This is a genomic window from Streptomyces sp. NPDC054840 (genome assembly GCF_053611065.1).
In genome coordinates, this window is sequence record NZ_JBSGZP010000242.1 from 1 (window position 1) to 9797 (window position 9797).

Consider the following 9797-nt stretch of genomic DNA (forward strand, 5'->3'; position numbering starts at 1 on the left):
GGTGCGACGGCGAGGCAGGCGAGGCCGCGCTCGCCGCCGGCGTAGCCGACGTCGTAGCGGGCCTGGGGCTCGCCGGGCCGCCGGGCGGCGGCCGTGGCCGCGCCGGCCAGGTCATTGAACCCGGCGGCGTCGGCCAGGGCCCGGGCGGCCTTGGCGAGTTCGGTGATCGATGCCGTCTCGGCGTGCGGCCGAAGGGACCGTACCGCTCCGGGCAGATCGTCCTTCTTCAGGAATCGGCGTACTTCATCTGTGGCGTTGGTCATCGCCCCCGATCCTCACGGAGCCACGCCGGGGCCGCAACGGACTTTCCCGGGCGGCGGGGCCGGTCCGACCGCCCCGCGGCGCGATTCCGCGGCGCGATTGGGCGGCCCGGTCCCGCCGCCCGGGTCAGATCCGGGCGATCAGCGCGTACCGCTCATCGGTGACGGGTCCGCCCCACAACTCGGCTTCGCCGCTGAGCGGTTCGATACGCAGGCCGGACACCAGGGGCCGGACCGCGGCGGCCAGCTCCACGGCGGGGATCCCGCCGTACCAGGGGAGCGATTCGGCTCCGGCGACATAGGGGACGCCGCTCTCGCCGGCTTCCCGCCACCGCCCCTCGACCAGTACCAGCCGCCCTCCCGGGCCGAGCCGCGCGACCCACGCGCGGAGAGCGGCCCCGGGGTCGGGCAGGGTCCACAGCAGGTGCCGGCCGAGCACGACGTCGTACCGCTCCTGCCCGGTCGGCGGATCCGCGGCGTCGCCGACGACGAACCGCCCCGCCAGGCCCGCGGCCGCGAGTTTGGCCTCGGCCCGCTCCACCATCCGGGGCGCGAGGTCCACACCTGTCACCCGGTGCCCGGCCTCGGCCAGCAGCAAGGACAGCGACCCGGTACCGCAGCCGACGTCGAGGACGTCGGCCGGCCCGACGGGCAGCCAGGATCTCAGCAACCGGGACCAAGCGGCGCGGGTGGGCTCCTGGCGCAGGCCGTGATCCGGCTCGTCGTCGAACGCGGCCGCGGCGGCGTCCCAGTATGCGGTGATGGCAGGGGTGGGTTCGGACATGACCGTGATCCTGCCGGGCGCCACTGACAACAACGGGGATGAGGAAGCTTCGGCCCGGGCACGCGCGGGGCGCGGCTGAGCCGAACGGGGCGGGGCGGGCGGAGCGGCCTCAGCCCATCACGAACTCGCACCACACGCATTTGCCGCCGCCCCGCGGCTCCACGCCCCAGACGTCCGCCAGGCGGTCCACCAGCATCAGGCCCCGCCCCGAGACACCCGACTCCCCCGCCTCGCGGCGGCGCGGCAGTGCGCTGGAGCGGTCCTCGACCTCCACCCGGAGGCGGCGCTGGGGGCCTGCCAGGACCCGTAGGGTCACGATCGCCGGGCCGTCCGTGTGCATGAGGGCGTTCACGATCAGCTCGTCCGCGACCAGTTCGATCTCGTCGGCCCGTTCCCGCGCGCCCCACGCCCGTACCGCCGCCCCGATCATGTGCCGGGCCGCCACCAGGGCCTCCGGGTCGCCCGGTGCCACGTGCTGCTGGAGGCGGCCGCCGCCTTCCTGGGCGGCCACCACGTGGCGGCGCAGCAGAAGCAGCGCCATGTCGTCGTCCCCGCCCCGTTCGTCGGCGATCTCGCACAGCAGGTCAGCCAGGAGCTGCAGGTCCGCCGGTCCGCGGCGGATGCGGGAGGTCAGGAGCTGGATTCCGTCGTCGAGGTCGGCGCCGGGCTGTTCCACGAGGCCGTCGGTGCACAGCAGGATCGTTTCCCCCGGGTCCAGCTCCACCGTGGTCACCGGGTACTCCAGGCGGCCGAACTCGGCCGAGAGGCCGAGCGGCATCCCGCCCGCCACCGGGAGCCGGTGGCAGTCCCCGTCGCGGGTGCGCAGCAGCGGGTCGATGTGGCCCGCCCGGACCACCTGGAGGACGCCCGTCGCGAGGTCGGCCTCCACGTATGCGCAGGTCGCGAACCTGTCGGTGTCCAGCTCGTGCAGGAAGACGGAGGCCCGGGCCATGACCGTGCCCGGCGAGTGCCCCTCGGCGGCGTACGCGCGCAGCACGATCCGCAGCTGGCCCATGACGGCTGCGGCGTGCGTGTCATGGCCCTGGACGTCGCCGATGACGGCGCCGACCCGGCCTCCGGGCAGCGGGATGACGTCGTACCAATCGCCGCCGATGTCCTGGCCCATCCGGGCGGATCGGTAGCGTACGGCGATCTCTCCGCCGGCCACCGAGGGGATCCGCCGCGGCAGCATGGCCTGCTGGAGCCCTTCGGCCAGGTCGTGCTCCTGCTCCAGCAGCATGGCCCGCTGGAGGCTCTGCGCGATGCTGCTGCCGAGGGCGACGAGCAGGTTGCGCTCTTCCTGGGTGAAGCCGGCCTTGTCCTGGTAGAGCAGTCCGATCGCGCCGATCGGCCGGGCCTGGGCGATGAGCGGCAGGTACGCGGCGGCCGAGATCCGCATGTACGAGATCTTCGCCCAGAGCTCGGGGTAATCCCGGGCGAATTCCTGCGCCGAGTCGAGGAAGCGCGGCTCCAGCGACCGGACGACCTCGCTCATCGGGTACTGCTCGTCGATGCGGGTGTAGCGGGTACCGGGGACGAAGCTGTCCTCCGGCCCTTCGGCGACCAAGTGGATCCGGCCGGCTTCGACGAGGCCCATCACCATGCCCATGGAGCCGAGCCGTTCCAGTCCGTGGGCGTCGCCGATGACGTCGATGACGTCCCGCACGGTCCGGGCGTGCGCGAGGGCGGCGGTGGTGGACTCGACCACCGATGTCTGGCGGCGCCGCTCCTCGTCCAGGCCGAGCCGCTCCGCCGAGTGGCTCAGCTCGTCGGTGGCGTCCCGGACGATGCCGATGATCCGGTACGGGCGGCCGTCCTGGCCGCGCATGACGCGGCCCTGGGTGTGCGTCCAGCGCAGCCGCCCGTCGTGGCAGCGGATCCGGAAGTAGGCGCCGTAGCTGTCCTCGCCGCTCTTGAGGGCGGAGGAGACGAGGGCGTCCAGCCGCGTCCCCTCGGCGGCGGGGACGCGCGGGTCGAGCGACTCCGGCCGGCCGTCGTACTCCTCGGGAGCCGTGTCGAAAACGTCGAGGGCGGCTTCGTCCATGTGCATGAGACCGGTGATCAGGTCCCAGTCGAAACTGCCCATGCGGTTCAGCGAGAGCGACCGGTCCGGGTGTGCGGGCCAGTCGTCCGGCAGCGATACGGTGGTCGGCACCGATCCACCATGACACACGGGCCGGTCAGGCGCTCTCCAGCGGACTGCTCCCGTCCGAGGGCTGCGGCTGCAGGGCCGGGTCCGGGACGGCGTTGGGGTCGTTCGGGTCGTTCGGGCCGTTCGGGCCGTTCGGGCCGTTCAGGTCGTTCAGGTCGTTCAGGTCGTTCAGGTCGTTCGGGCCGTTCGGGCCGTTCGGGCCGTTCGGGTCGTAAAGGGTGTTGGGGTCGGACGTGATGTCCGGGTTGTACGGATCGACCGGGTCGCCGGGCAGCGCGGCCGATCCGTCGGGATCCAGGGGAAGGGCCTGCTCGCCGGGGTCCAGCGGCGGCAGATCGGTCGGGACGTCCCAGGGATTGCCGGACGGCGGCCGCTGCGGCTGCTGCGGTTGCCGCGGCCGGGTGGACGGGTTCGACGGTGTGTCCGGGTTCTGCGGCAGGTTCCCGCCGGGCGAGCTCTGCGAGGACTGCGGGTCCTGCGCGCAGTCCGTCGCCCCGGGGACCGGCACCGTGGGAGCGTTCGGTGAGCCCGGTGCGGCCTGGTTCGGCGGGCAGGGGTCACCGGACCCGGCCCCGGGCGGGGGCCCGTCGGGGATGCCGGCGGACGGGTCGTACGGGGGAAGCGCCTTCGGAGGTCGGTCCTGCGCTCCGTCGTCACCCCGCTTGCGCTCGATCCAGGTGTTGTCGGCGATGTTGACGATCACCAGGTTGTTGATCACGTGGGGGGTGGGTTCGACGACGACGACCTGGTTGGCCTGGTAGCCGCTCCATGGGTCGCCCTTGTGCCGCGGGGATCCCTTGGGGCTGCGCGGGGAGCCCAGTGGGTTTCCGCAGCCGCAGCGGACCCGGGGCATGCCGTGCTCGTCCACGAGGACGGCGGTGCCGGCCTGGAGGACGGACTGGAAGCCGTCCGCGGCGCCGTCGCGGAAGGCGTGGTTGGTGACCCGGGTGTCGGCGCGCAGGACGACGGGCGTCAGGCCGCGCAGGAAGTCGGGGATCTTGGACTCTTCGATGTTCGAGGCCTCGGCGAAGGCGCGGGCCTTGGCCTCGTTCTCGGTCAGGAAGCGGACCTGCTGTTCCACGTCGCAGCTGCCGAGCCGCTGGGTGCCGCCGTACAGGCCGGGGGTGGCCGCGTTGACGGTGCGGATGCCCTGGCCGGTCGGGTTGGGCAGCGGGGGCTGCACGGGGGCGGACTCGGCGGTGGCCGAGGAGGGGGTGAAGGGGTCCGGTCCGGCGGAGGCCACAGGCTGGAGGTAGACCTCCTGGCTCTCCGCGCCGGGTGCGCCCGCCGGCTCCTCCGGGCTCCCGCACGCCGCGGCGAGGAGGCCGAGGAGGGCGAAGAGGGCGGCTCCGGCGGGTGCATGACGACGCGACGCCTGACGTGGTGTCGGAAGTGACGATCCGTTCACTTGAATCTCCCTTTTCGCCCCGGTTGCTCCCTCTTGTCTGCCGCATCCGAGCAGGAGCCGCAACCGGAGCGCGCGTCTTGAACATGTTCAAGAAACGTCGTAGGCTCCCACCATGGGTTGAACGCGTTCAAGGCGTTGGCCGCGGCGATGGGGGGAGTCCAGGGTGACGGTACTGGTGAACGTGATCGTCACGCTGGGCATGCTCTACGTCGTGCCGGCCGGCCTGCGGCTCATCGACCCGGCCCGGTTCCTGCGCACGGCCCGCCTCTGGCCGGCGGCGGCCGCACCCGGCGCCCTGTGCCTGTGGCTGCCACGCGGAACGCCCGCCACCGCGCTGGCCGCGCTGTACGCGGCGGCCTGCCTGGCGCTCGCCGCCCGGGCCCCGGTCCGGCTGCTGCGTGCCCGCTCCCTCACCCCTCCCGCGATCGCCGTCGCCACCGCGCTGGTCTCGCCGTCGATCGCCGCCACCGCCCTGGTTTCCGAGCGCGCCGGGTACCGGCTCCTCGGCTTCGACCTCGACATCCTGGCGCTGACCGTGCCCCACTTCCACTTCGCCGGATTCACCGCCGCCCTGGTCGCCGGGCTGGTGTGCCGCGCCGTCGGCGGCCGCGCCTGGACCGGCGGCCTCGCACGATGGGCGGCCTACAGCGTCCCGGCGGGCCCCCTGCTCGTCCTCCTCGGCTACTTCGTCGGCGACCGGGCCGAGCTGCTGGGCGCGGTGGTCCTGACCGGCGGGATGTGGGCCGTGGCCCTGCTGACCTGGCGGGAGATCCGGCCCGCCGGCCCGGACCGGACCACACGTGCCCTGCTCGCCACCTCGGCGGCCGTGCTCGTGGCCACCATGCTGCTCGCCCTGTGGTGGGCGACCGGCGAGGCCACCGGGATCGCGCACCCCACCCTGACCTGGATGGCCGCCACCCACGGCCTCGGCAACGCGCTCGGATTCGCCCTGTGCTCGGTCCTCGCCTGGCGCCGGCTGACCCCCGAGACCCGCCCCGCCGAGGCCCGCACGGCCGACCGTCCGGACCACCGGCCCGGCGACCGCCCCGAGCCCGGACCACATACCACCACCGACCGAGTGGAGATCGCGCCATGACCCGCCTCATCAACGCCGGCCGGGACACCGCCGGCTACCCCGACCGGGGTGCGACGGCCCACCGGCCGCTGCCGGCCGGATACAACCACCTGCACCACCGCACCCGCCTCGGACACGGCCGGGCCGTCTTCGAGGCCGCCGGAACCGCGGTCACCACCTTCCAGGCCCACCGGACCTCGGGCATGCGCGTACGGGCGGATGCCGGCGCGGTCCGGCCCGGCAGCCGGGTGATCGTCGGGATCGGCCTCGGCCCGCTGCGGATCGACGCTCCGTGCGAGGTGATCTGGACCGCGTACGAGCCCGCCCGCATCGGTTTCGCCTACGGAACCCTGGCCGGGCACCCCGAGTGCGGCGAGGAGTCCTTCATCGTCGACATGGACCCGGACGGCACCGTGTGGTTCACGGTCACCGCCTTCAGCCGCCCGAACACCTGGTACACCCGCCTCGCCGGCCCGGTGGTCCCTTTCCTCCAGCTGAGCTACGCCCGCCTGCTCGGGCACCACCTGCGCAAACTGGCCGCCACCGGCTGACCGGTCCGATACTGGAGGCGATGGACTGGTTCACGGCGCCCGGCTACTGGCTCGCCCGTCTGGTCTTCCAGCGGGCCCTGGCCGGCGTCTACCTCGTCGCGTTCCTCGGGGCCGCCCTGCAGTTCCGGGCCCTGATCGGGGCGCATGGCATGACGCCCGTACCGCGCTACGTGCGGTACGTGCCCTTCCGGCGCGCCCCGAGCCTCTTCCAACTGCGCTACTCGGACCGGCTCTTCGCGGGCTGCGCCTGGGGCGGCGCGGCGCTGGCCGCCGCGCTGGCCGCCGGGGCCGGGGACGAGGTGCCGCTGGGCGCGGCCATGGCGATGTGGGCCGCGCTGTGGGCGCTCTACCTCTCGATCGTGAACGTGGGGCAGACCTGGTACTCCTTCGGTTGGGAGTCTCTTCTGCTGGAGGTGGGCTTCCTCGCCGTGTTCCTCGGCAACGCGCGGGCCGGGCCGCCCGTGCTGGTGCTGTGGCTGCTGCGCTGGCTGCTCTTCCGCGTGGAATTCGGGGCCGGGCTGATCAAGATGCGCGGGGACCCCTGCTGGCGCAAGCTGACCTGCCTGGACTTCCACCACGAGACACAGCCGATGGCGGGGCCGCTGAGCTGGTTCTTCCACCATCTGCCGAAGCCGCTGCACCGGGTGGAGTGCGCGGCCAACCATGTGACCCAACTGATCGTCCCGGTGCTGCTTTTCACCCCGCAGCCGGTGGCCTCGTACGCCGCGGGGATCATCATCGCGACGCAGCTGTGGCTGGTGCTCTCGGGCAATTTCGCCTGGCTGAACTGGCTGACGATCACGCTCGCCGTCTCGGCCGTGGACTTCACCGGCCTCGCGGGCGCTCCTCCGGCTGCCGCCTCGCGCACGGGTCCGGTGTGGTTCGTGGTCCTGGTGTGCGCGGTGACCGTACTCATCCTGTTCCTCAGCCGGCACCCGGTGCTCAACATGGTCTCGCGCCGCCAGGTGATGAACCGCTCCTTCGACGCGCTGCACCTGGTCAACACCTACGGGGCGTTCGGCTCGGTCGGCCGGGTCCGGATGGAGGTGGCGGTGGAGGGCACCGCGGACCGGGTGCCGCGCGCGGACGGGGACTGGCGCGAGTACGGCTTCAAGGGCAAGCCGGGTGAACCGAACCGGATTCCGCGCCAGTTCGCCCCGTACCACCTGCGGCTGGACTGGCTGATGTGGTTCGCCGCGATCTCCCCCGACTACGCGCGGGACTGGTTCGGGCCGTTCGTGGAGCGGCTGCTGGCGGGTGACCGCGACACGCTGCGGCTGCTGCGCGACAACCCGTTCCCGGACGCCCCGCCGGTCCATGTCCGCGCCCTGCTGTACCGCTACCGGTTCACGACCTGGCGGGAGCTGCGCGAGACGGGGGCCTGGTGGCACCGCACGCTCGTGCGCGAGTACCTCCCGCCGACCCGCCTCGCGGCCGCGCGCCTCTCAGAGCCCGAGTAGCGCGGCCTCCCGCTCCGCGGAGATGCCCTTGGCGGGTACGTCGGGACGCTGTGGGGCGGCCCCGCCGAGCGTGCGCAGCCAGGCCCAGGTGTCGGCCACGGTCTCCTCGACCGGCCGGCACGTCAGGCCCGCCGCCAGTGCCTTGGAGACGTCCCCGCGGTGCGTGTGGTCGTAGGCCTCGCCCTCGGGGACCCAGACGGGTAGCTCGGTCCAGGGCTCCACACCCGCCTCCAGGAGCCGGTCCGGGTCGGTCCAGCGCAGGTCGGCGCCGCCACCGGTGGTGGCGACGCAGGCGTCGAGGAGGCCGCCCATCGTGGCGTGTCCGGACGGGGAGACCAGGTTGTACGCGCCCGCGCGCCCCGCTGCGGCGGCGTCCAGGGTCCAGCGGGCGAGGTCGCGTACGTCGATGTACTGGATCGGGAGTTCGCGCGGTCCGGGGGCGAGCACCGGGCCGCCGCGGGCGGCGCGGTTCAGCCACCACGGCAGCCGGCCCACGTTCTCGTACGGGCCGAGGATCAGTCCGGCGCGTGCGAGCAGGGCACGGTCCCCGAAGGCGTCGAGGGCGGCGAGTTCGCCGCCCCGCTTGTCCTCGGCGTAGGAGGTCTGGCCGGCGTCCGGCGAGCCCCCGACCAGGAGGCCGTCCTCGGTGAGGCCGGCCGGCGCGGGGTAGGCGTACACCGAGCGGCTGGAGACGTACGCGTACCGCCCGGCCCGGTCACGCAGGAGGCGGGTGGTGTCGCGTACCGCCGTGGGGGCGCCGCCCCAGGTGTCGACGACCAGGTCCCACTCCCCCGCACCTAGGGCGGCCAGCCCACCGGGGGCCGTGCGGTCCCCGTGGAGGGCGGAGGTGCCCGGCGGGGGCGTGTGGTGGCCGCGGTGGAAGACGGTCACCTCCCAGCCTCGGGTCAGGGCGTCCTCGGTGATCGCGCGTCCGACGAATTCGGTACCACCCAGCATCAGCAGCTTCATGCCCGCCAGCCTGCCCGGGGCGGGCGGGGCGGCGGAAGCCGTGATCGCCGTGAGCGATGACGCTCAGGGCGTAGCCGTGCGGGGAACCCCACCGGAACCGCGGTCGCGCGGCGGCCGGACATCTTCGGGCAGGGCAGCGCCCCCGGTGCTCATGGGCACGTGGGGGCGCTTGGCACCACTCTGCCGACTAGTCGATACCGGGCAGGATGTGCGCTTCCGCCAGGTCGTCCTCGTACCCGGCCAGCCGGATCGGGGCGGACCGGGCCCAGACCTCAAGGCTTCCGAGCTCGTCGGTTCGGGGCTTCGCCCGCGAACTCGTCCGCTCCATCGCCGTCGGTTCGGGCTTCGTCTTCTCAGTCACCGCGCACTCCTTTGTGTCGCGTAACCCGGCAAGCGGACCGCGCGCCGGGCAAGGGATGAAAGGTTTCCGGACGCGGTGGCGCCTTAGTGGAGCGCGGCCCGGATGGGGGCCGTCTTGATGCCCCAGAGTACACATATGAGCGGACCTCCGCTCGATAGGAAGGCAAAATCCGCTGCGCCCTCTTACTTTCGCTCCTCGTTCAGCAAGTCGTGGTCTGCGGGTACGTGACGGGTGATCTGCTCGACCGCGGACGCGCGGGGGTGTGACGGAGGGGGTCGGCGGTGGCGAGGTCCGGAATGCCCGACACTCAAGTCCCTTACGTCACAAGCGTGCTGGAGCTGATGAAGCTGTTGCGCGCCGACCCCGACGACCGGGGCCTGCGCACCGCGGCCCTGCTGCGCCGCTCACACCCCTTCGACAAGGAACTGCAGATCGCGGGCTTGGTGCACTGCCTCGGAAGTTTGCTCCGTCTGAGTGACGGAGCGGTTACGGTCGGGGTGGCGGCGGAGTCGATCCGCCCGCTGCTGGGCGAGCGGGTGGCACGGCTGGTGCGGCTGCAGTCGCCGCACCGGTCCACCGAAGCGCACGCCGGACGCCACGACGCCGCCGGTGCCGAGGCCGATCCCGATGCCGAGGCCGAGGCGGTGGCCACCCTGTGCCAGGCCCGGGACTCCGCCGCCGCGGCCGCCCTGGACGCGGGCGTCCTGGAGGACTGGCAGCCGCTGCTGGACCTGGTCGCGGCCGGGTGCTGCCGGGCGGGGCCCCCGGGCACGTACT

9 protein-coding genes and 1 pseudogene are annotated in these 9797 nt (G+C 73.3%); 4 read left to right on the top strand and 6 right to left on the bottom strand.

All coding sequences use genetic code 11. The features are described 5' to 3' along the window. The 4 genes and pseudogenes from ACWGIU_RS18730 to ACWGIU_RS18745 form a co-directional block, all read right to left on the bottom strand. A pseudogene (locus ACWGIU_RS18730) lies at positions 1-263 on the bottom strand (hypothetical protein); the annotation flags it as partial. 124 nt (positions 264-387) lie between these two features. Beyond that, a complete protein-coding gene (locus ACWGIU_RS18735; protein WP_453707152.1) occupies positions 388-1044 on the bottom strand; it encodes a class I SAM-dependent methyltransferase in 657 nt (218 codons plus the stop codon). Positions 1045-1153: 109 nt separating this feature from the next. After that, on the bottom strand, positions 1154-3217 hold the full coding sequence (locus ACWGIU_RS18740; protein WP_453707154.1) for a SpoIIE family protein phosphatase: 2064 nt from the start codon (positions 3215-3217) through the stop codon (positions 1154-1156). Between the two features lie 7 nt (positions 3218-3224). Continuing rightward, positions 3225-4604 carry a DUF6777 domain-containing protein gene (locus tag ACWGIU_RS18745; RefSeq protein ID WP_453707156.1) on the bottom strand — a complete coding sequence of 460 codons (1380 nt, stop codon included), beginning with the start codon at positions 4602-4604 and terminating at the stop codon, positions 3225-3227. A gap of 163 nt (positions 4605-4767) precedes the next feature. On the opposite strand from ACWGIU_RS18745, the gene ACWGIU_RS18750 reads away from it, so the two are divergent. From ACWGIU_RS18750 to ACWGIU_RS18760, 3 genes are read left to right on the top strand one after another with little or no spacing between them, the layout of a single operon-like run. Beyond that, a complete protein-coding gene (locus ACWGIU_RS18750; protein WP_453707158.1) occupies positions 4768-5700 on the top strand; it encodes a YndJ family protein in 933 nt (310 codons plus the stop codon). After that, positions 5697-6230, top strand: coding sequence for a DUF1990 family protein (locus tag ACWGIU_RS18755; RefSeq protein ID WP_453707160.1), 534 nt, complete (start codon positions 5697-5699; stop codon positions 6228-6230). The genes ACWGIU_RS18750 and ACWGIU_RS18755 overlap by 4 nt, the downstream gene beginning before the upstream one ends. A gap of 20 nt (positions 6231-6250) precedes the next feature. After that, the gene (locus tag ACWGIU_RS18760) at positions 6251-7690 is read left to right on the top strand and encodes a lipase maturation factor family protein (protein WP_453707162.1); all 1440 of its coding nucleotides are present in this window, start codon (positions 6251-6253) and stop codon (positions 7688-7690) included. On the opposite strand, the gene ACWGIU_RS18765 is transcribed toward ACWGIU_RS18760, so the two are convergent. After that, positions 7676-8659, bottom strand: a complete 984-nt coding sequence (locus ACWGIU_RS18765; RefSeq protein WP_453707164.1) for an NAD-dependent epimerase/dehydratase family protein — start codon at positions 8657-8659, stop codon at positions 7676-7678. The two genes, ACWGIU_RS18760 and ACWGIU_RS18765, sit on opposite strands and share 15 nt — an antisense overlap. Positions 8660-8846: 187 nt before the next feature. Next, the gene (locus tag ACWGIU_RS18770) at positions 8847-9020 is read right to left on the bottom strand and encodes a hypothetical protein (RefSeq protein WP_453707167.1); all 174 of its coding nucleotides are present in this window, start codon (positions 9018-9020) and stop codon (positions 8847-8849) included. Between the two features lie 329 nt (positions 9021-9349). On the opposite strand from ACWGIU_RS18770, the gene ACWGIU_RS18775 reads away from it, so the two are divergent. Beyond that, positions 9350-9797 (top strand): HD domain-containing protein (locus ACWGIU_RS18775; protein WP_453707165.1); only part of this gene is annotated, 448 nt, incomplete at its 3' end.

Bases quoted from the DNA above. Each gene is read 5' to 3' on its own strand.
- ACWGIU_RS18735 (WP_453707152.1), bottom strand. From the start codon at position 1,044: ATGTCCGAACCCACCCCTGCCATCACCGCATACTGGGACGCCGCCGCG.
- ACWGIU_RS18755 (WP_453707160.1), top strand. From the start codon at position 5,697: ATGACCCGCCTCATCAACGCCGGCCGGGACACCGCCGGCTACCCCGAC.
- ACWGIU_RS18760 (WP_453707162.1), top strand. From the start codon at position 6,251: ATGGACTGGTTCACGGCGCCCGGCTACTGGCTCGCCCGTCTGGTCTTC.
- ACWGIU_RS18765 (WP_453707164.1), bottom strand. From the start codon at position 8,659: ATGAAGCTGCTGATGCTGGGTGGTACCGAATTCGTCGGACGCGCGATC.